The following is a 20,616-nucleotide window of genomic DNA, read 5'->3' as shown; positions in this document are numbered from 1 at the left end:
TCGCAGGCGCATGAACGTTGCCGCCTTGGACCGTGAGGTCCGCGGAAGTGAGGTCACGTCATGTCCGTGCACGACGACCTGACGTCAGTCCAGCGCCACCTCGACGATCTGCTGCGTTCCGTCGGCCGCCTGGAGCAGCAGCTCGGCAGCGGCGGCGGACTGGAGATGCGCCGCGTCCGCGCCGACGCCGATCATCTGCGCGAGAGCGTGGCGCTGCTGCGGGAGGCGGCCCCCGGGCGCACCCCGCCGCGCCGCCCCGATCTCGTCACCATCTCCGACGCGCCGTACGACATCAGCCTGTGGACGGACTCGGACGACGAGGGTCTCGGCGCCCGCGACCGCCACGCCCCCTAGCGCCCGCGACCGCCACCCCCGGGGCGCGACCGCCGGCCCGCCCCGGGACGGCACCGCAGGCCCCGCCACCCGAACCCGACCGGAGTCATCCATTGGCCACTGGTACGGAACCCCAGAGCACCGGCGGCGGCGTACGCACCCGTACGCGCGCCGCGATCGCCGCACCCCACCTGCGGACCGACCGCTGGTGGCTGGCCCCCGCCGTCACCGCGGCCGGCCTGTTCGCCTTCGTCGTGTACTCCACCTGGCGGGCCTTCGCCAACGCCGACTACTACTCGGCGCCGTACGTCTCGCCCTTCTACTCGCCCTGCCTGGCGGAGAACTGCGCGACGATGCACGCCGGACCGAACGCCGGCCTCTTCGGCAGCTGGTGGGCGATCTCCCCCGCGATCATCATCCTGATCTTCCCGCTCGGCTTCCGCCTGACCTGCTACTACTACCGCAAGGCCTACTACCGCAGCTTCTGGGCGTCCCCGCCGGCCTGCGCGGTCGCCGAACCGCACAAGAAGTACACCGGCGAGACCCGCTTCCCGCTGCTCCTGCAGAACCTCCACCGGTACTTCTTCTACGCCGCGCTGCTGGTCGCCGGGGTCCTCACCTACGACACCGTGCTGTCCTTCCGCGACCCGCACTACCGGTGGGGCCACATGGGTCTCGGCACCCTGGTGTTCCTCGCCAACATCGTGCTGATCTGGGCGTACACCCTGTCCTGCCACTCCTGCCGGCACATCGTCGGTGGCAAGCTCAAACACTTCTCCAAGCACCCCGTGCGCTACCGGGCGTGGCAGTTCGTCGGCCGGCTCAACGCCCGGCACATGCAGCTGGCCTGGGCGTCGCTGGTGAGCGTGGCGCTCGCCGACTTCTATGTGTACCTGCTCGCCTCCGGCGTCTTCGACGATCCGCGCTTCTTCTAGATTGGGGTAGGGCCTACTGATGTCCGTGGTCGACCGACAGGAGTGGGACGTCGTCGTGGTCGGCGCCGGCGGTGCCGGGCTGCGCGCCGCGATCGAGGCACGCGAGCGCGGCGCCCGTACGGCGGTGATCTGCAAGTCGCTGTTCGGCAAGGCGCACACGGTGATGGCCGAGGGCGGCATCGCGGCGGCCATGGCCAACGTCAACGAGCACGACAACTGGCAGGTGCACTTCCGCGACACCATGCGCGGCGGCAAGTTCCTCAACCAGTGGCGGATGGCCGAACTGCACGCGCAGGAGGCCCCTGACCGGGTGTGGGAGCTGGAGACCTGGGGCGCGCTGTTCGACCGGACGAAGGACGGCAAGATCTCGCAGCGCAACTTCGGCGGCCACGAGTACCCGCGCCTCGCCCACGTCGGCGACCGCACCGGCCTTGAGCTGATCCGCACCCTCCAGCAGAAGATCGTCGCCCTCCAGCAGGAGGACCACCGGGCGACCGGCGACTACGAGTCCCGGCTGAAGGTCTTCCAGGAGTGCACGGTCACCAGGATCCTCAAGGACGGCAGCCACGTCTGCGGCGTCTTCGCCTACGACCGCGAGACCGGCCGCTTCTTCGTCCTGAAGGCGCCCGCGGTGGTGATCGCCACCGGCGGCATCGGCAAGTCCTTCAAGGTCACGTCGAACTCGTGGGAGTACACCGGCGACGGGCACGCGCTCGCGCTGCTCGCCGGGGCACCGCTGCTGAACATGGAGTTCGTGCAGTTCCATCCGACGGGCATGGTCTGGCCGCCGTCCGTGAAGGGCATCCTCGTCACCGAGTCGGTGCGCGGCGACGGCGGTGTGCTGCGCAACTCCGACGGCAAGCGGTTCATGTTCGACTACATCCCCGACGTGTTCAAGGAGAAGTACGCCGAGTCCGAGGAAGAGGGCGACCGCTGGTACGACGACCCGGACCACAACCGGCGTCCCCCCGAACTGCTCCCCCGCGACGAGGTCGCCCGCGCCATCAACGCCGAGGTCAAGGCGGGCCGTGGCTCCCCGCACGGCGGGGTGTTCCTGGACGTGTCGACCCGTATGCCCGCCGAGGTGATCCGGCGCCGGCTGCCCTCCATGTACCACCAGTTCAAGGAGCTGGCCGACGTCGACATCACCGCGGAGGCCATGGAGGTCGGACCGACCTGCCACTACGTGATGGGCGGCATCGCCGTCGACTCCGACACGGCGGCGGCGCGCGGCGTGCCCGGCCTGTACGCGGCCGGCGAGGTGGCCGGCGGCATGCACGGCTCCAACCGGCTCGGCGGCAACTCGCTCTCCGACCTGCTGGTCTTCGGGCGCCGGGCCGGCCTGCACGCGGCCGAGCACGCGGCGGCGTCGGCGGACGACCGGCCGCGGGTGTCCGACGAGCAGGTCGACGCGGCGGCGGCCGAGGCCCTGCGGCCGTTCTCCGCGGGCGGCGAAGCGGCAGCCGACGGTGGCGCTGCGGTGGGGGGTGCGCCCGAGAATCCGTACACCCTGCACCAGGAACTGCAGCAGACGATGAACGACCTGGTCGGCATCATCCGCCGCGAGCCGGAGATGGAGCAGGCCCTGAAGAAGCTGGCCGAGCTGCGGACCCGGGCGCGGCGGGCCGGCGTCGAGGGGCACCGCCAGTTCAACCCCGGCTGGCACCTCGCCCTCGACCTGCGGAACATGCTGCTGGTCAGCGAGTGCGTGGCCCGCGCGGCCCTGGAACGCACGGAGTCACGCGGCGGGCACACCCGCGAGGACCGTCCGGGCATGGACCGGGCTTGGCGCAACGTCAACCTGCTGTGCGCGCTCGCCCGCCCCGCCGACGGGCTCGCGGACACGGACCCGGCGCGCGGCCGGATCGCCCTCACCCGCGAGACCACCGAGCCCATCCGCCCCGACCTGCTCGCCCTCTTCGAGAAGGAGGAGCTGGTCAAGTACCTCGCCGAAGAGGAGCTGTACGAGTGAGCAGCTACGAGGCCCGTTTCAAGGTGTGGCGGGGCGACGCCGAGGGCGGCGGCCTGGAGGACTTCCGGGTCGAGGTCAACGACGGCGAAGTGGTCCTGGACATCGTCCACCGCCTCCAGGCCACCCAGGCGCCCGATCTCGCGGTGCGCTGGAACTGCAAGGCGGGCAAGTGCGGTTCGTGCTCCGCCGAGGTCAACGGCCGGCCCCGGCTGCTGTGCATGACCCGCATGTCGGTCTTCGACCGCGACGAGACGATCACCGTCACCCCGTTGCGGGCCTTCCCGGTGATCCGCGACCTGGTGACCGACGTCGGCTTCAACTACCAGAAGGCCAGGGAGGTCCCGGCGTTCGTGCCGCCCGCGGGCCTCGGTCCCGGCGAGTACCGGATGATGCAGGAGGACGTGGACCGTCCGCAGGAGTTCCGCAAGTGCATCGAGTGCTTCCTGTGCCAGGACACCTGCCATGTGGTGCGCGACCACGAGGAGAACAAGAAGGCGTTCGCGGGGCCGCGCTTCCTGATGCGGGTCGCCGAACTGGACATGCACCCGCTGGACGCCGCCGCCGAGACCGGCCTGGACCGGCGGGCCACGGCCCAGGACGAGCACGGCCTCGGCTACTGCAACATCACCAAGTGTTGTACCGAGGTGTGCCCCGAAGGCATCAAGATCACGGACAATGCGCTGATCCCGATGAAGGAGCGGGCCGTCGACCGCAAGTACGACCCGCTGGTGTGGCTGGGCTCCAAGATCAGGCGGCGCGGCGACCCGCTCGGCCGGGGCGCCGGGGGTCAGCGGACCCAGCCCGACCGGTAGGCCGCCCAGTCCGCCTCCGTCGCGGCGAAGTCCACGTACAGGGCGACGCCGAAGCGGGCCCGGTCGGCGTCCGTGCGGGACAGGCCGAGCCGCACGCCGCGCACGGCGGCCGGGACGGTCTCGGCGTGCGCCCAGTGTCCGAAACGGTTCTCCCGGAAGAACGGCAGACCCATGAGCAGGTCGGTGGAGTCCGGGGTGACCTCCAGGGCCAGGGCGGTCTGCTGCGCCACATAGCCGCCGTACAGGCTCTCCAGCGGCTGCATGGTGTCGTACGACATCACGGCGATCTGGTCGACACGGCGCGCCACCTGCCCGAAGTACGCCTGCGACCACCACTTGGGGTGGCCGGTGACCGCGCCGAAGACGGAGTGCAGGGCGGGCAGCGGGTCGATCTGGTGGGCGGCGACGGAGAGCAGGGCGCCGTGCCGGCGGGTGACGCCGCGCAGGTCGTCCAGCAGGGAGAGGTAGTCGCGGTCGCCTGAGTGCAGCGGCTCCAGGTCGAAGTGGGCGCCGTCGAACCCGGCGGCGAGGACCTGCCGGGTGCTGTCGACGACCGCCGCCCGGGTCGCGGCGCGCTCCAGGCGCAGCCCGTCGGGGCTCTCGGTGGCCAGCACGTCGCCCAGCCATGCCTGGACGCGGACGCCGGGGATCGCGCGGTGCACGGCGTCGGTCAGCCAACGCGCCCTCGGATGCGCCGACTCGGGCAGCGTGCCGTCGTGCTCCAGCGGCCCGGAGTGCACGTACAGATCGCGGATGCCGGTGCCGTGCAGCCGCCGCGCGAGCGCCGCTACGTCGGCGTCCTTCTTCCGGCCGTCCACCCAGGCGTGCCCGAGCCAGATCGCGTCCCGGTTCCGGGTGTACGTACCGTCGGCCGGCTCCCCCGCGTAGTTCACCCGCAGCGCGATCCCCGCGGCGAGCAGCGGCAGGACCACGACGAGCACCACCCCACCGACCACCCACCGCCCCCACCGCCGCAGCCTGCTCCCGCCAACCCCCCGCCGGGCAACGACCCCGGCCGCGGCTTGAGGGTTGCCCACATCAGAGCCCTGCTCCACACCGGGACCGGCGACCGCTTCAGCGGCGGGCGCGCAGGGCGCGGCTTGAGGGGACGCGTCGGAGTCCTGCTCCGCGACGGGGCCAGGGGCCGATTCGGCGGCAGGCGGGGCGGAGGTGGCGGGCACGCCGGGCGCGGCTTGAAGGGTGGACGCGTCGGAATCCTGCTCCGCGACGGAGCCAGGGGCCGATTCGGCGGCAGGCGAGGCGGAGGCGGCGGGCGCGCCGGGCGCGGCTTGGGGGGTGGGCGCGTCGGAGTTCTGCTCCGTGACGGGGCCGGCGACCGCTTCAGCGGCGGGCGCGCAGGGCGCGGCTTGGGGGGTGGGCGTGGCGGAGTTGTGGTCGGCGTTGGGGGGTGGGGGTGTCGGGGTCGGGTTTGCGGTCATCGTGTTTCCCCCTGTTCCGTGGTCACCCGCGCGTATCCGCCCCGGTCGCGGAGCCGGGCGCACGCCCATACGCTCCGTAATGTGACGTCATCCTTGATCCGGGGGCGGCCCAGGCGTGCCGCGTCGCACATACGTGTGCGGGTGGCGCACACCGTGCTGGGCGGCGTCGTCTCGGTCGCGTGGCTGGTGTCGCCGGGGATGACGATCGGCGCGCAAGATCCGGTTCCCGCGGCGCGCGCGGGACCCGTGGCCGACGCCGCCGCGCCGGGACGGACCGGGACGTCCCCGGCCGATCTCGTCCTGCCGCTGGTGGCGGTGGGCACGGCGGGGGTGCTCGCGGGGTACGCCTACGTACGGCGCACCCGGCGGGCCAGGACCCGTACGACACCCGGGGCCCCGTCCTCGCCCGCGCCCGCCGAGTCCGACCGGCGGGCCCGCGCCGCCCTGGTCGCGGCCGATGACGCCGTGCGCACCAGCCGGGAGGAACTGGCCTGGGCAAAGGCGCGGTCCGGGCCCGCGGCCGTCGAGCCGTTCGCGCGGGCCCTGCGGGCGGCCGAGACCGAGTTGTCGGCCGCGTTCGCGATACGACGGCGCTACGAGGAGGGGCTGCCGGGGGACGACGCCGCCCGGCGGCAGGCGCTCGTGGGGGTGGTCGGACGGTGCGCGGAGGCCGGGCGGCGGCTGGCCACGGAGGCGGCGGCCTTCGACCGGCTGCGGGCGCTGGAGCGTGACGTGGGCGGTGCGCTGGACCACGCGGAGCGGCGGCTCCGGGCGCTGGCGGGGCGTACGGCGAGTACGGAGGCGTCCGCGGCCGGCCTGGGCGAGCGCTATGGGCCGATGGCCGCCGAGCCGGTCCGTGGCCATGCCGAACAGGCCAAGGACCGGCTGCTGTTCGCCACCGCGGAACTCGACCGGGCCCGCCAGGCCGCCGATTGCGATGACGCCGGGCGGGCGGCCCGCCATCTGCGGGCGGCCGAGGGCGCCATCGCCCAGGCGGACATCTTCATAACCGGCGTCGAGCGGCTGGCCGACCAGTTGGCCGAGGCCGCGGCGCTGGTGCCGTCGGCGCTCACCGGAGCTGAGGCGGAACTGGCCCGGGCCCGGGGCCAGGTCCCGCGGGCACCGGCCGTCGAGCCCGGGGCCACGGGCCGGCGTGCGGCCGACGGGACACCCGCCGCCCGGCCGGACACGCCACCGCCGCCCCAGGGCAAGGCGGCCGCCTACCGGATTCCGTTCGGTGAGTTCCGTGCCCGGCTGGCGCACGCCGACGCCGTACTGGCCGCCGTACGGGGGAAGCTGACCGGCGGGCCGTACGACCCGCTGGACGCGCTGCGGCGGATCGCGCGGGCCGTCGAGCCGGTCGGGGCGGGGCGCTCCGGCGCGGTACCGCTCGCCGGGTTTCTCGCCGCCCGCAGCGCCACCGCGATCGCCGAGGACTTCGTGACCACGCATAGGGCGGCGGTGGGCGCCGAGGCCCGCACGCTGCTCTCGGAGGCGGTGCGGGTGCTCGCACAGGGCGACAGCCGGGCCGCGGACGAACTCGCCCGCAGGGCACGGGAGTTCGCCGAACGGGACGTGCGCACCCATGGCACGCCGTACGTCGGCGAGTCCGGGTACGCGGCCGGGCTCGCCGGTGCCGTCCTCGGCGGCGTCCTCCTCGGCGAGGACCCCGACGGGGGCCCGCCGGCCCGCTTCGGCGGAGCGCTCTGCTAGTTGCGCCGTGATGTCAGGTGCGGCTCCGTTGTGGCAGGTGCGCTCCACCGGAAGTGCCACGCGGTGTCGTCGGGCGGGTGCGGCTCCGCCGTGGCTGGTCGCGCAGTTCCCCGCGCCCCTTTTGGGGCGCTTTCGTGCCGTCAGAACAGGCTGAGTAGGGCCTCCGCTGGGTCTGTCAGGGGGTTTTGTCCGTCGGGGAGGGGGAGTTCGAACCAGACCGTCTTGCCGCGGGGGGTGCGGCGGGAGCCCCACGCCGCGCTGAGCAGGCCGACGAGTTGCAGGCCCCGGCCGCCCTCGTCGGTGTCCCGGGCCCGGCGGCGGCGCGGCTGGACCAGGCCGGAGTCCCAGACCTCGCAGACCAGGGTGCGGTCCAGCAGCAGACGCAGTCTGATCTCTCCCTCGCCGTACCTGAGCGCGTTCGTCACCAGCTCGCTGACCAGCAGTTCCGTGGTGTCGACCAGGGGTTCCAGGTCCCAGCCGAGCAGTTGCCCGCGCGCGTACTCACGGGCCCGGCCCACGCTGCGCGGCTCACGCGGCAGCGTCCAGTCGCCGACGGACTCGGCGGGCAGCCCCTGCACCCGTGCCATCAGCAGCGCGATGTCGTCCTCGCCGTGATGCGTGTCGAGGGTGTTGAGGACGTGGTCGCAGACGTCCTCCAGCGCGCTGGTCGGATCCGTCAGCGCGCCCACGAACGCCTGAAGGCCCTCGTCGAGCGGATGGTCTCGGGATTCGACGAGGCCGTCGGTGTAGAGGGCGAGCAGCGCGCCCTCGGGCAGTTCGACCTCCACCTCCTCGAACGGCTCGCCGCCCACGCCGAGCGGCATGCCGGGCGGCACGTCCAGCATCAGCGCCGCCTCGCCCGGTTCCACCAGCACCGGGGGCAGATGCCCCGCGTTGGCGAACGTGCAGCGCCTGGTCACCGAGTCGTACACCGCGTACACGCACGTCGCCAGGTAGACCTCGGACAGGTCCGCGTCCCGGGACTGGCGGGCCGTGCGGGTCGCCTGCTGCACCCCGCCGGGCGTGCCGAGGCCCCGGGCGATCTCGTCCAACGCGGACAGCACCTCGGCCGGTTCCAGGTCGAGCAGGGCCAAGGTGCGTACCGCCGTGCGCAGTTCGCCCATGGCCACCGCCGCGCGCAGACCGCGGCCCATCACGTCGCCGACGACCAGCGCGGTGCGGTGGCCGGGGAGTTCGATGACGTCGAACCAGTCGCCGCCGACCTCCGTGGCCGCGTTGCCGGGCAGATAGCGGCAGGCGATGTCGAGGCCGGATGCCTCCGGGTCGCCCGGCGGCAGCAGGGACCGTTGCAGTATCAGGGCGCGTTCGTGCTCGCGCCGGTACAGACGGGCGTTGTCGATACAGACCGCGGCGCGCGCGGCCAGTTCCACGGCGAGGTCCCGGTCGCGGTCGCCGAACGGTTCGCTGCCCTTCGTCCGGGAGAACTGGGCGAGGCCGACGACCGTGTCGTGGGCGACCATCGGAACGGCCAGCGTGGACTGGACGAGACCGCCCTCCTCGGCGGGCACGGTCTGCGGGCGGGCGGTGCGCAGGGCGTCCGCGCAGGGCGAGTTGAAGGGGTAGTGGTGGACCGCGCCGACCGCGACCGGCGAGCCGCCGCCGAGGATCGGCGCGCCGGAGACCGCGCTGGCGAAGGCGACGCGGCGCAGTTCGGCGCTGCCGTCGGCGAGGCCCGGTGGGGTCTCGTCCCCGGCCAGCAGCCCCTGGTAGAGGTCGACGGAGGCGAGGTCGCAGAAGCCGGGGACGACGACGTCGAGGAGTTCCCGGGCGGTGGTCTCCAGGTCGAGGGAGTTCCCTATCCGGGCGCCCGCCTCGTTGAGAAGGGCGAGATTGCGTCGTGCGGCGGCGGCCTCCCGGGCCGCCTCCCGGCGGGCGGTGATGTCCGTGCCGAGCCAGGCGATGCCGAGCGGGCGACCGCTGCCGCTCTGCACGCGATAGAGGTTGACGGACCAGTGCCGGCGTTCCTCGGAGTCCGGGACGAAGCCGGTGACGTGCATGTCCGTGATGGATTCGCCGGTCTCCAGGACCCGGCGCAGGGTGGCCGCGATGCGCTCCGCCTCGCCCCGTGGCAGATAGTCGTGGACCCCCCGGCCGCGGTGGTCGTCGGGGGTGCCGCCGAAGATCGAGGCGATCCGCGTGTTGACGCGGCGCACCCGCAGCTCGGTGTCGATCAGGAAGAACCCGAACGGGGTTTGACCGAAAATCGCCTGCGAGGCGGCGAGGTCGGTCTCGATGCCGCGCAGGGTGCGGACGTCCACGACGATACAGACGGCGGCCCTTTCGCCCTCGGCGGTGCGGGTGGGCATGACGTAGACCTCGGCAAGGCCCTCCTCGCCGCGCCCGCCGCCCGGTCCGTCGGGCACCCGGAAGGGGACCACGCCGGTCCACTCCCGTCCGTCGAGGACTTCGGCCATCTTCCGCTGGCCGCGCTCGCGCTGGTCGGGGTCGACGAACGCCTCGATGGGATCCATGCCCACGGCGCGTTCGGCGGGGATCCCGAAAAGCTGCTCGGCCCGCAGGCTCCACTGGTCGACGAGTCCGCCGGGGCCGATGGAGAAGGAGGCGACCTTGATGTAGTCGTAGATGGAGCCGGGCGGACTGCTCTGCCACATGGCGTCGCCGGGCGCCGCGGCAGCCGCCACGCCCCGGGCCTTCGCGGCGTCCGACGGATCCTCGGACTCCGTGGCCTTCGCTGGTATCTCGCTCACGCGAACCGTCCCCTCCAGCTCACCGCGCCCGGCACCGGTCACCGGGGGCGGCTGCCCGCAGTATCCAGCACTACGGGTCCGCACGACACGGTGTTCACGATCACAGCCTGGTCCAGGCGCTGTTCGGGCCGGGCCGTGACAACACTTCCAGTCTTCTAACCAGGGAGCACGCCGTCGAATCACGTCCCCCGGCAGCCGCCGCAGGACGGCCGCCCGCAGTGGACGCCACGGCAGCGCGTGTACATCGTTTCCATCCGGTTCCTCCCCCTTCCGCGCATCATGGCTCCGCTCCCTCTTCCCGGCGGTTCAGTTCGGCACCGCCAGTTCGAACCAGACCGTTTTACCGCTGTCGGCGGGCCGGGTCCCCCAACGCCGCGAGGAGTTGGCAACCAGTTGGAGGCCGCGGCCGCTCTCGTCATCGGGGCGGGGGACGCGTTCGCGCGGCAGATCGGGGAGCGGGTCGGAGACCTCCACCCGCAGGGTGGCGCCGAGGTTCGCGGAGCGGACCAGGCGCACCCCGATGGGGCCCGTCGCATGCCGCAGGGAGTTGGTCACCAGCTCGCTCACCAGGAGCGCGGAGAGGTCGGCGAGGCTGTCGAGCCCCCAGTCCCGCAGCTGGTCGCGGACCGCGCGGCGGGCGGTGCGCACGGAGCCGGGCTGCGCCGGAAACGTCCATTCGGCGCAGTCGCCTTCGGTGTCGATCACGCCGATCACTTCCCAGGCCAGCGAACCCATCCCATGTCCGGTTTCGTGGGGTTAATAGGCACATACCCGATATCCGGGAGCCAGTACCGCCCGGACAGGCGCACTGTGGCACGAACGGCGTACAGGGTGCTCAGCGGGCGTTCGACGCCAGTCGGCCCATCACTTCGCGCACCGCGGGGACGTCCTGGTCGAGCCAGTCCACCTGCCAGACCTCGCCGGGGGCGAGCAGCCGCAGCAGGTCATGGTCCTGAAGGGGTTCGGGGGCGGCGGAGCCGGGGCGCAGCCGGACGGTCCACACCCGCAGCACATACGGGGACTTCAGCGGCCACTCCCCCGGGACGCGCGCGACGACCTCGGCGTCGACGCCGAGTTCTTCGCGCAGTTCGCGCACCAGGGCGTCCTCGGGCCGCTCACCGGGTTCGACCTTGCCGCCGGGCAGTTCCCAGCGTCCGGCCAGTTCGGGGGGTGCGCTGCGGCGGGCGGCGAGCAGGCGGCCGGCGTCGAGCAGGGCGGCCGCCACCACCACGATCCGTTCGGTCATGTGCCGGAGCCTACGGGAGCGCGGTCCGGCTCAGTTGCCGGCGCCCTCTCCGATCTGGCCGATGCGCTCGACCCAGTAGAGCTGTTTGTGCCCGCGGCCGTCGAGACTGTCGGCGATCTTCTGGGCCTCGGCGCGGGTCGCGTACCTGCCCACGCGATAGCGATTGCCGTTGTCGTCCTGCCGTATGACGAGCCAGGGCAGTAAGACCGTGCCGTCGCTCATCGCGCCCCTCCGCCGCCCGTCGCCCCGCCTTCTAAGGAAACAGCAATCCGCATATGCCCGAGCGTACGCCTAACCTTCACTCAGCGAATACGGCTTTTCACAAAGAGGTACGCAACCAGCCAGAACGCCGGGGGCGCACCCAGCCGGGTGCGCCCTGGGTGCGTCCCGCCGCGCGGGGCCGGGGCGCGCCCGGCACAGCAGCTGTCATCTGCGAGGACGGCCGGATCCCAACGGCCCGCCGGCGCGGGCCGATCCGAGCGGTGTGAGGCCGAACACCCGGGGGGTGTGCGCTACTTCACCGGCAGGTGGTACGAAACCCGGTAGCGGTCCGCGGGGATCACCACGTCGGCCGTCTCGACCGGCCGGCCCGAGGCGTAGAAGGTGCGCTGGACGACCAGGACGACATGTCCGGGGACGCCGCCCAGTACATGCAGTTCCTCGGCGAGGCCGGGACGGGCGCCGACCTCCTCGGTGACGTTGTCGACGATGACGTCGATGGCGCGCATGCGCTCGACGACGCCCATGCCGCCGAGCGGGCCCTCCTCGGGGAGCATCACCGGCGTGCGCCCCGTGACGGCGAGGGGTTCCCAGGAGGTGGAGAGCATCATCGGCTCCCCGGCGTCCCGGAACAGGTACTTGGTGCACATCACGCGGTCACCGGCCCGGATGCCCAGCCGCTCGGCGATGACCCCGCTCGCCTCGGCCTGCTCGCTTCTGGACTCCCAGGTGCCGCGGGCGGTGACATCGGCCTGCTCCTGGCGGAACGGCGTGGCGCCGCCGTCCGGCCGGTACCCGGAACGGGCCACGCGCCGGGGCACGGGCCGCTCGCGCACATACGTCCCCGAGCCGGAGCGCCCCTCGACCAGGCCCTCGGCCATCAGCACCTTGCGCGCCTCCAGCGCGACCGTGTCCGAGACGCCGTACTCCTGGCGGATCCGGGCCTGTGAGGGGAGCCGGGTGTGCGGCGGCAGTGAACCTTCGACGATCTTCTTGCGGAGATCACCCGCGACGCGCAGATACGCCGGTTGCTCACCGAAAGTCACTGGCCGCTCCCATCAGGTTGTACAGAAAGCAACAGCGTGGCAACCGTGGGTTGAGACGTGCAAGCAAAGGCCAGAGAATCACTCGATGTGATTACTTACGGCCCGGGAAGGCCGTGCCCAGGCATTCTTTCTCCCCGCTCCCGACGCGATCACACCTCCATGCCGGTGCCGCCCGTGCCGCTGCCGCCGTCCGTCACCGACGGCGGGGTGGTGGCCAGCCCCAGAGCCTTGCGCGCCGTGACCGACCGCTTGGGGTCAAGAAGGTCGAACCCCTTCTCGTAATGCTCGTAGAAGGTGTCCACGTCGCCGGACCCGGCGGCCTTCGACCACTGCGCGCGGGCCTTGTCCAGATCGTCCGCCAGGGCCGCCACCGGTCCGCTCGCGCCCGTCGGCCAGTCGTGCCCGCGCAGCATCCCGGCCTGCTCGCCCAGCGCCGTCGACATGCGCCGCGCCCACGCCCGGTGGCCCGGCAGGTCGTCCTCGACGTACTCGGTGTCGGGCACGGCGTCGAGGGCCGCGTTCAGGACGTGCGCGGCCTTCAGGTAGGCGACCTGGTCGGCGTCGAGGACGGTCTCGTCGTTGCGCAGCGAGCCGGTCAGCGGCCGGCCCTCGACGGTGTTGCCGAACAGGCAGGTCACCGCGCGGTCGCCGAGGGACCAGCTCTCCGTGGTGGGCACGAGGTAGTACACGTCGACGTCGTCGGGCACGGCCCAGACGTCCATCGCATAGCCGTCCTGGAGCCCGTAACAGCGGTCGCCGGCCGTCTCGTCCAGCGCCTCCTGGCCCGGGTAGGAGCCGCCCGGCAGGTCGAAGGACGCGAACACCTCGGCGTCGTGCTCCCCGTCGCAGTCGACGGTGTCGAGGTCGTAGGTCTCGCCGCGCAGCGAGCCGCCCGGCGCGTTGACGCACTCGCCCTTGGACAGCGTGAAGACGACGTTGTCACGTGCGCCCTCCTTGACCCCCTCCCAGAACGCGCCCGCCCCGCCCGTGGCGAGCATCAACACCCACAGCCCGAGCCCGATCCCGGACAGCACGGAGCCGCCGATCGCCAGCCCCCTGCCGCGTTCCCCGCGCCGTTTGATCTGCCGGAGCGCGACCAGCCCCAGCACCAGGCCCACGCCGGGCAGACAGCACAGGATGCCGAGGACGAGGGAGGAGATGGCGAGCCCGTTGACGGGCGCCGGCCGGTTGTAGGGGCTGTGGCCCTGCCCCCACGCCGAGTACGGCGGCTGCCCATACGGGGCCTGCTGATGCGGACCGTGCTGGTAGGGATCGTGCGGATACGGCCCCTGCGGGTACGGGCCGGGCCCCTGCGCATAGGGGCCCGGCTGGTGCGGATACGGACCGGGCTGCGGGGAGTGCCCTTCGGGCTGGTGGGGGCCGGGGGGCGGGGGTATGGACACCGGTACCGTGCTCCTGGGTTCGGACGGCGGCAGCGCTGAACTGACGTACGACTTCGCGCATGGTAAGCGCGCTACGGGTGGGGGTGAAATGCGGGTCACGCGTGCGACGGTTCCCGCGGTGCACGGTCCGGCTCACGGGCCCCCGCCTCGCTTCGAGGACGAGTGGGAGAACGACGAGTGAGCGAGCTGACGCCCGAGACGGTCCGCGCGGTCAACGCGCTGACGGCGAGCTGGGCCGGGGCCTCGGCCGAGGGCACCGTGCTCTCGGCCGCCGGGGTCTGGCCCCTGCTGGCCTTTCTCGCGGACGGGGCGGCGGGCCAGGCCCGCACCGAACTGGCACGGGCCGTCGGGGTGCCCGCCGAGCGGGCGGCCGGTGCGGCACGGGACGTGCTCGCCGCGCTGGACGGCATACCCGGCCTGGGCGCCGCCCTCGGCCTGTGGACCGGCCGCACGCTGGACGTACGGCAGGAGTGGCGGGCCGGGCTGCCCGCGGACACCCACGGGAGGCTCGACGACGACCCGGAGGCCGCGCAGCGGACCCTCGACGCCTGGGCGGCGAAGCGGAGCGACGGACTGATCGAGCGGATGCCGGTCACGCTGACGCGGGAGGCGGCCCTGGTGCTCGCCACCGCCCTCACCGTGCGCACGGACTGGCCGCGCCCCTTCACGGAGCAGCCGAGCCGCCCGCAGACCGGACCCTGGCGTGGGCGTACCCTGCTCGGGCTGCACCGCAGGGGCGTGCGGCCCGACCGGATCGGCGTGGTCAGCGCCGCCGAGGGCATGGTGACCGCGCTGAAGGTCCCCGGGGACAACGGCATCGACGTCCATCTGCTGCTCGGCGAGGAGCGGATGACCCCGGGACAGGTCCTGCGGGCCGGCATCGAAGCCCTGGAGCGCACACTGCCGGTCGTCGGGGGCGGCCAACTCCCTTACGGGCACGTGGGACCGGGCCTGACCGTGGAACGGCAGCCGGCCATCACCCCCGAGCCGGTCACCCTCGACGTCACCACCGTCGCCTTCGACGTGCGCGCCGACCACGATTTGCTCGCCCTGCACCAGCTGTTCGGGCTCACCGGCGCGCGGGACACCGGCCGGGGCCACTTCCCCGGGATCAGCGGCTCCCCGCTCGCCATCGGGGCGGCCGCGCAGTCCGCGGTCGCCCGGTTCGGCGCGCTCGGCTTCCGGTCGGCGGCGGTGACGGCCGTCATGGCCGCGCCGGGCGGTATACCGCAGTACCGCCACGAAACCACCGTCGTCCGTGCCGTCTTCGACCGGCCCTTCGCCTTCCTGGCCATCCACCGCCCCACCCGTCTGGCCCTGGTGGCGGGCTGGGTGGCGGGGGCCGTGGCCTATCCGGCGGGACCCGGCCCGGCGTGAACGCGCGGGGTGCCGCGCCTCGGTGCGGCACCCCGACGGACGGGAAGGCACAGCCGACCGCGGTGAACTCCGGTCGGCTGCACGCCCGTTCGGGTCGTCCCGCTCAGGACTTGACGACCTGGGGGATCATCCAGCGCTGCGCGCTCAGCTGGTTGTCGCCGCAGCTCACCACGTACAGCCTGGCGTCGTCTCCGGCGTTCCTGCCGCCGAACACACTCAGGCACAGGTTGCTCGCGACATTGCGGATCCAGTAGCCCTCGGGGCGCGGATCCAACCACCAGAGCTGGTTGTCGGCGTTCGTTCCGTCGCAGTAGTACTCGCTGACCTTCGTCCCTGGGGAGACGCTGCTGTAGTACGGCAGGTCCAGGCACAGCCCGTCCTGGCGGTTCTTGACGACGAACAGGCTCGCTCCCCCGGGGCCGCCGTCCGAGTCCATCACCTTCAGGTCCCAGAGCTGGTTGTCCGTGTCGGTGGGCCGGCAGATGTACTGGTTCACCGGGCCGGTCGCCTGGCCCTTCCCGAAGTTGGGGAGGTCGGCGCACTTGCCGGTCGCGACGTTCTTCAACAGCACGTTGGCCCGGTTGGACAACCCGTTGACCAGTTGCCGGGTGGTGGGCGCGGTGGCCTTCTTCGTCTTCGTCTCGGTCTTCGTCTCGGTCTTCGGTTTCGGCGTGGGCTTCGCGGCGGCCGTCTCCTCGACGACGGGCGGGGGTGCGGCCTTCACCTCGACGGCCGTCGCCTTCGGCGAGGGGGACTTGGACGGGCTCGGCGAGGCCGAGGCCGAGGGCGACGGGGACTCGGCCGCGTAGTCGGCGGCCGGTTCGTCGTCGGACAGGCCGGCCTCGAGCGTCGTACCGCCGACGGGCGCCGTGTTGACCGTGCGTTCGTCGTCACCGCCCAGGCCGAGCACCAGGAACGGTACGGAGATGAGCACCGCACCCACGATGGCGGCCGCGGCCAGCATGGGGCCGCGCGGCCGTCCCGGCGATGCCCCGGCCGCGTCCGGACCGTCCGAGCCGTCGTCGCCCCTGACGAAGAGGACTCCGGTCCCCGCGTCGGGCTCCGATCCGTCAGACGCCGCCGCCTGCCGCTGCTGCTGTTCCGGCTGCTCCGGCCGCTGCCCCTGCCCGGTGGACGCCGGTTCCGCGGTGGCGGACGCGGAGCGCCGCCCGAAGAGCCGCCTGGGGGCGGGCGCGGGGGACTCCGGTATCGGTATGGGGGCGGCCGGATCGGGGCCGGGATCGGGGGTGCGCGGTCCGAGGTCCGCGCCGGGATCCGCACCCGGCGAGGGCACGGACACCGCACGGCGAACGGCGACGGAGGACGTCGTCTCGTTGGCCGGAGGTTCGTGCTGACGTGGCATGAACACTGCTCCTTGTCGATGAGTGGGGGCTTGCCGTGCGCTCCCGTCAGCTCTCGCCCGGTGCGCCGACGGGTCCGGCGCACCGGTCGGGCCAGTCGCCCGGGCCGGGGGCCGTACGGTCGGTCAGGGCGTGGTCGAGCCGCGTGAGCGCGGTGTCGTCGGCGTCCTCCGGAACGGGGGACACCGCCTGGGTGTCGGGCAGTTGACGCAGCAGCACCAGACGGGTCGCGGCGTCGGTCCGTACGTCGAGCACCTTGAAGGCGGTGCCCGGGGCGAACACGACCTCGTCGCCGCCGTCCAGCAACTGCCGGACCCGGCGGCCGGTGATCGACCAGATCGCGAAGCCCACGCCCGCGATCCGGTCCTTGCCTGCCGGATCGAGCGGCAGCCCGCTCAGCGGCGCGGGGTCGCGCAGCACGTCACCGGGCCGCAGTCCGCCGGGGCCGGGCGCATCCGTACCGCCGCGCAGCACGGCCCCGCGGTACGACGGCAGCCGCCCGAGCCCGGACGCCAGACACCCGGCGTAGGGCACGAGGCGCTGCTCGCCGGCCCGCAGGGAACGTGTCAACTCCGCGTGCCCGAGGGGGCCTTCGCCGTTGTCGAGGTACATGCGCAGCGCGATCAGGTCGGACCTGGCCGCCTCCTGTTCCTCGCCCCGCAGCGCGGGCATACCGGCCAGCGCCCGGTTCACCGCGGCGCTGTGCCGCTCCCACACCGGCTCCGCGAGCCTGCGGAAGGAGTCCCGCTCCGGTGTGGTGCTGCGGTGCCGCGGCGGCACGGGTACGGCGGGCAGCGGCCGACCGCCGCCGGTCCCGGCCGGGTGCGGGACCGCGGGGGTGGGGGCCGGGGCGGCACCGGCGGTGTCCGGCTTGCGGGGGGCCTCGGTGCGGGGTGTCTCGGTGCGGGGGGCCTCCGCTGTCCGTGGTGTCTCCGAGCGGCGGCCCTCTGTGCGGGGGGTCTCCGCGTGCGGGGCCACGGTCGTCCCGGGAGGGGACGGCGGCCGGGGCACCGCGCCGCCGGCGGTCGGTACGGGACGCGCGGGGGCGATGGGAGCGGCGGGCGCGCCGACGGCCACCGGATCCGGGCGGGGCGTCCGCGCCGCGGCTACCGGCGCGGACGCCGGCTCAACGACCAGGGGGGTCGGGACCACCGCGCGGGAAGGCGGCGCGGAGGACGGCTCGGAGGACGGCTCGGAGGACGGCTCGGGGGCCGGTTCCGCGACGGGTTCCGTGAGCGGTGCCGTGACCGGCTCGGACACCGGCGTGGCGACGGGAACGGCGACCGGCTCCGGCTCCGGGGCCGGCCCGGCGGGTGACAACGTTGGCCCCGAGGGCTCGCCGGCCGGATCACCCCCGGACACGGTGGCCGGGCGGCCGGGAGCCGCCGGGCCGGGCCCGGTTCCGCCGGTCGCGGTGACGGGCACCCGGCTCGGCTTCGGCGGCTGGGGCGAACCGTCCGGGCCGGGCACGGCCACGGCAACCGCCTTGGTACCGTCTGGCACTGACTCGGCGTCACCGTTCGCCGCGGCCTCTCCGGCGGCACCGGCCGCCGACGACGGCAGCGGCACGGGCCGCGAACCGGCCCCCTGCACAGGGCCGTTCACAGGACCGTTTCCAGGACCGTTCACCGCGCCGTTCTGCGGGCTTCCCGCCGGGCCGCCCGTGCGCGCCGCGGGCCCGTCGCGTCGTGCCGGAGGCGCGGTGCGTGGCGCCGGGGCGAAGCGGATGACGCGCAGGGCGTGCTCCGCCGCCAGGATGCGCAGGGCGCGACCGCCGTCGGGCGCGGCGGCGTGCACGTCGAGGGTGGTACGGGCGCGCAGGTCGGGCGCGAGACGGCCGAGGAAGCGGGACAGCACGGGCCAGAGGGAGGCGTCGAGCCGGTCGCCGGTCCGGCCGACTTCGATGACCGGGCCCTCGATGCTCACCTGCCGGGCGCTCCTCGGCGGCGGGGTGCCGTCGCGGGGCCCCACCCACAGCCCGGCCCGGGTGACCACGGCCTGCCACGCGTCGGAGAGGCTGATCGCGCCGTCCGCCGAGCCCGCGAGGTCCGGCACCGGCGAGGACCAGCGCAGCAGCCGGGGTGCGGGGGCGGGCCGCGGGGTGGGCGCGGGACCGGCGTCCGGGCCGGGCGCCGGCTCCGCGGCCGTCTGTCGCGCGGGCAGGCACATCACCGCGTCCACGAACGGCAGCCAGCGCGGGTCCCCGTCCGGGCCGACCAGCACGGACCGTACCCGGTAGGTGCCCAGCGGGCCGTCGGCGGCGAAGAGCGGAAGACCGGTGGTGACCTCGACCTCCGCGTCCAGCAGGGCGGCCACCGACTGGCCGAGCGGCAGCAGGTCCCGCCGCCCTCCGGGGACGAGCCGGACACCGGGGCGCACGGCGGCCGGCAGCGCGCCGAGGAGTTCGGCGACATCGGTCGCGACGACGTCCTCGCCCCATGGCACGCCGACCACCACGGCGAGCCGCCTGGGGTCCACCGGTATGGCGTGGAACAGGTCGCCGGGCCGGGGCGCGCCGGCCTCGGCCGGGCGGATCAGCAGGCCCGCCGGGATCTGGTCGACCACGCAGCCGTCCGCCGTACGGACCGGCGTGCGGCGCACCGCGGCCTGCCAGTCGGGCGACGGGGTGCGCGGCCCGAGCAGTTCGGCCTCCTGCCCCGCGGCGAACCGCCACCAGCCGCCGTTCCCGGGCGGTACGAACACCGAGCCGCCGGGCACCACGAGGACCGGTCCGTCGGGGGCCTCGACCGTCAGGTCCCAGGAGTCGGCGATCCGGCGGGCCAGGGCGGGCCGGTCCGTGCGGTCGTGTCCGGCGCCGGACATCACCAGCCGCACCGACCGGGTGCCGGTGTCCCGCAGGGAGTCGAGCGACTCGCTCAGCCGGGGCCAGAGCGCCGCTGCCGCGTCGCCCTCGGCGACGGCGACGATGGTGACGGTGCCGTCGTCCGCCGCGCGCAGCACGCGGGCGAGATCGGCGACATCGGCCGGGAGCAGGGTGTCGTCCGTGGGCAGGCGGAGCAGAAGCAGGCCGTCATGGTCCTCGACCAGTACCCGCGGCTCCGCTCCGGGCCCCGGACCCGGTGCGGCGGCGGGCCGTTCGCGCTCGGCGCGGGAGGCCACGCCGGCGGCACGGCGGCGGGCCGGACGGCCGTTCCAGCGGCTCATCCGGCGTCCTCCCCCGGCGTACTCGCGTCCCACACCCGTACGCCTCTCCCCACCACACATGCCCTACGTTGCAGTTCCACCGGTCACACGCCCGTTCCACGTACTCACGAAGCCCTCAACTCACTCAACCAACTCTGGACCAACACTCGTTGCTGGTGAAGCTCGAAATCGGTGAACGTCGGGCGACACGGGATCAGCGGGTCCGTGCCGACACCTGAGCGACGCCCCCGGCACCGGTCGCGGTCGCGATCGTCTCCGCCGGCGGTCCGGGTTCCAGGACGGCGCCCGCGGGGCTGGACGGGTTGACGTACAGCCGGTGCCCGGGCGGGAGTTGGGGCAGCAGGTCGTTCATGGTCCGGCGTGCGAAGGCGAAGCCGCCGACGAGGTCGAGGTGGACGGTGGAGGTGAAGACGGGGACCACGGGGGTGCCGTCCGCCGCCGTGGCGGTCACCGGCGAACCGTCGGGCAGTGTGAGCACCGCGAGGTCCGCGGCGGCCAGGGCGTGGGCGACGTCCTCGGGCGGTCCGTAACCGGTGACGGCGCGCTGGAGTGCGGCGTCGACGGCGTCGGTGGGCTCGGGCCAGCCCAGGGTCTCCGGGGATGGCCGGTAGGCGTCGTTGTCCTGCCATTCCTCGATCTCCCCGCCGCTGCCGGATCGCCATCGGCCGGCCACGGCGAAGTCGGGCGGCACGCCCTCACCGCGCCAGCCCGGATCGACCGCGCTGATCCAGTGGTCCGGGGCGCGCCGGGCGGCCTCCACCACCTCCTCGGGCGGCTCGGGCGGGGCGTCCCGGAAGGTCGTGCCGGTGTCGTGCGATGGGGTCGCGGCGGTCGGCGCGGTCGTGGGCCGAGAGGGCATGAGGTCG

Annotated in this window: 16 protein-coding genes; 6 read left to right on the top strand and 10 right to left on the bottom strand. The window is 73.8% G+C overall.

The window, feature by feature from the left end:
• Positions 1-60 precede the first annotated feature (60 nt).
• The 4 genes from ACIRFL_RS06305 (at position 61) to ACIRFL_RS06290 (ending at position 4,052) form a co-directional block, all read left to right on the top strand.
• Positions 61-354 carry a hypothetical protein gene (locus tag ACIRFL_RS06305; protein WP_404024500.1) on the top strand — a complete coding sequence of 98 codons (294 nt, stop codon included), beginning with the start codon at positions 61-63 and terminating at the stop codon, positions 352-354.
• A gap of 92 nt (positions 355-446) precedes the next feature.
• Entirely contained in the window at positions 447-1,268 is an 822-nt protein-coding gene (locus ACIRFL_RS06300) for a hypothetical protein (protein ID WP_404024498.1), read from the top strand.
• Positions 1,269-1,287: 19 nt separating this feature from the next.
• Positions 1,288-3,240: a fumarate reductase/succinate dehydrogenase flavoprotein subunit gene (locus tag ACIRFL_RS06295; protein ID WP_404024496.1), complete on the top strand. Its 1,953-nt coding sequence runs from the start codon at positions 1,288-1,290 to the stop codon at positions 3,238-3,240.
• Positions 3,237-4,052, top strand: a complete 816-nt coding sequence (locus tag ACIRFL_RS06290; RefSeq protein ID WP_404024493.1) for a succinate dehydrogenase/fumarate reductase iron-sulfur subunit — start codon at positions 3,237-3,239, stop codon at positions 4,050-4,052. Before ACIRFL_RS06295 ends, ACIRFL_RS06290 begins: the two co-directional genes overlap by 4 nt.
• Here the strand turns inward: ACIRFL_RS06290 and ACIRFL_RS06285 are convergent.
• On the bottom strand, positions 4,028-5,089 hold the full coding sequence (locus tag ACIRFL_RS06285; protein WP_404024842.1) for a hypothetical protein: 1,062 nt from the start codon (positions 5,087-5,089) through the stop codon (positions 4,028-4,030). The two genes, ACIRFL_RS06290 and ACIRFL_RS06285, sit on opposite strands and share 25 nt — an antisense overlap.
• A 483-nt stretch (positions 5,090-5,572) precedes the next feature.
• Here ACIRFL_RS06285 and ACIRFL_RS06280 point away from each other — a divergent pair, with 483 nt between their 5' ends.
• Positions 5,573-7,204 carry a hypothetical protein gene (locus ACIRFL_RS06280; RefSeq protein ID WP_404024492.1) on the top strand — a complete coding sequence of 544 codons (1,632 nt, stop codon included), beginning with the start codon at positions 5,573-5,575 and terminating at the stop codon, positions 7,202-7,204.
• 140 nt (positions 7,205-7,344) lie between these two features.
• Here the strand turns inward: ACIRFL_RS06280 and ACIRFL_RS06275 are convergent, their stop codons facing one another.
• From ACIRFL_RS06275 to ACIRFL_RS06250, 6 genes are all read right to left on the bottom strand, one after another.
• A complete protein-coding gene (locus ACIRFL_RS06275) occupies positions 7,345-9,933 on the bottom strand; it encodes a SpoIIE family protein phosphatase (RefSeq protein ID WP_404024490.1) in 2,589 nt (862 codons plus the stop codon).
• A gap of 306 nt (positions 9,934-10,239) precedes the next feature.
• Positions 10,240-10,668 carry an ATP-binding protein gene (locus ACIRFL_RS06270; RefSeq protein WP_404024488.1) on the bottom strand — a complete coding sequence of 143 codons (429 nt, stop codon included), beginning with the start codon at positions 10,666-10,668 and terminating at the stop codon, positions 10,240-10,242.
• A gap of 100 nt (positions 10,669-10,768) precedes the next feature.
• Positions 10,769-11,179: a (deoxy)nucleoside triphosphate pyrophosphohydrolase gene (locus ACIRFL_RS06265; protein WP_404024487.1), complete on the bottom strand. Its 411-nt coding sequence runs from the start codon at positions 11,177-11,179 to the stop codon at positions 10,769-10,771.
• 30 nt (positions 11,180-11,209) lie between these two features.
• Positions 11,210-11,401, bottom strand: a complete 192-nt coding sequence (locus tag ACIRFL_RS06260) for an SPOR domain-containing protein (protein WP_404024485.1) — start codon at positions 11,399-11,401, stop codon at positions 11,210-11,212.
• Positions 11,402-11,691: 290 nt separating this feature from the next.
• Positions 11,692-12,444 (bottom strand): GntR family transcriptional regulator, encoded by a 753-nt coding sequence (locus ACIRFL_RS06255; RefSeq protein ID WP_404024483.1) that lies wholly within the window; start codon positions 12,442-12,444, stop codon positions 11,692-11,694.
• 149 nt (positions 12,445-12,593) lie between these two features.
• Positions 12,594-13,847 carry a DUF4190 domain-containing protein gene (locus tag ACIRFL_RS06250; protein WP_404024481.1) on the bottom strand — a complete coding sequence of 418 codons (1,254 nt, stop codon included), beginning with the start codon at positions 13,845-13,847 and terminating at the stop codon, positions 12,594-12,596.
• Positions 13,848-14,024: 177 nt separating this feature from the next.
• Here ACIRFL_RS06250 and ACIRFL_RS06245 point away from each other — a divergent pair, with 177 nt between their 5' ends.
• A complete protein-coding gene (locus ACIRFL_RS06245) occupies positions 14,025-15,224 on the top strand; it encodes a serpin family protein (RefSeq protein ID WP_404024478.1) in 1,200 nt (399 codons plus the stop codon).
• 103 nt (positions 15,225-15,327) lie between these two features.
• Here ACIRFL_RS06245 and ACIRFL_RS06240 read toward each other — a convergent pair whose 3' ends face one another.
• From ACIRFL_RS06240 to ACIRFL_RS06230, 3 genes are all read right to left on the bottom strand, one after another.
• Positions 15,328-16,587 (bottom strand): RICIN domain-containing protein, encoded by a 1,260-nt coding sequence (locus tag ACIRFL_RS06240; RefSeq protein WP_404024476.1) that lies wholly within the window; start codon positions 16,585-16,587, stop codon positions 15,328-15,330.
• A 46-nt stretch (positions 16,588-16,633) separates the two neighbouring features.
• Entirely contained in the window at positions 16,634-19,750 is a 3,117-nt protein-coding gene (locus ACIRFL_RS06235; RefSeq protein WP_404024474.1) for a hypothetical protein, read from the bottom strand.
• A gap of 193 nt (positions 19,751-19,943) precedes the next feature.
• A complete protein-coding gene (locus tag ACIRFL_RS06230) occupies positions 19,944-20,609 on the bottom strand; it encodes a type VII secretion system-associated protein (RefSeq protein ID WP_404024472.1) in 666 nt (221 codons plus the stop codon).
• Positions 20,610-20,616 lie beyond the last annotated feature (7 nt).

It is taken from the genome of Streptomyces sp. NPDC102462 (assembly GCF_044765425.1).
Taxonomy (GTDB): Bacteria; Actinomycetota; Actinomycetes; order Streptomycetales; family Streptomycetaceae; genus Streptomyces.
This window is presented reverse-complemented; position numbering and strand designations above follow the sequence as displayed.

Bases quoted from the DNA above. Each gene is read 5' to 3' on its own strand.
- ACIRFL_RS06305 (WP_404024500.1), top strand. From the start codon at position 61: ATGTCCGTGCACGACGACCTGACGTCAGTCCAGCGCCACCTCGACGAT.
- ACIRFL_RS06295 (WP_404024496.1), top strand. From the start codon at position 1,288: ATGTCCGTGGTCGACCGACAGGAGTGGGACGTCGTCGTGGTCGGCGCC.
- ACIRFL_RS06270 (WP_404024488.1), bottom strand. From the start codon at position 10,668: ATGGGTTCGCTGGCCTGGGAAGTGATCGGCGTGATCGACACCGAAGGC.
- ACIRFL_RS06265 (WP_404024487.1), bottom strand. From the start codon at position 11,179: ATGACCGAACGGATCGTGGTGGTGGCGGCCGCCCTGCTCGACGCCGGC.
- ACIRFL_RS06260 (WP_404024485.1), bottom strand. From the start codon at position 11,401: ATGAGCGACGGCACGGTCTTACTGCCCTGGCTCGTCATACGGCAGGAC.
- ACIRFL_RS06240 (WP_404024476.1), bottom strand. From the start codon at position 16,587: ATGCCACGTCAGCACGAACCTCCGGCCAACGAGACGACGTCCTCCGTC.
- ACIRFL_RS06235 (WP_404024474.1), bottom strand. From the start codon at position 19,750: ATGAGCCGCTGGAACGGCCGTCCGGCCCGCCGCCGTGCCGCCGGCGTG.
- ACIRFL_RS06230 (WP_404024472.1), bottom strand. From the start codon at position 20,609: ATGCCCTCTCGGCCCACGACCGCGCCGACCGCCGCGACCCCATCGCAC.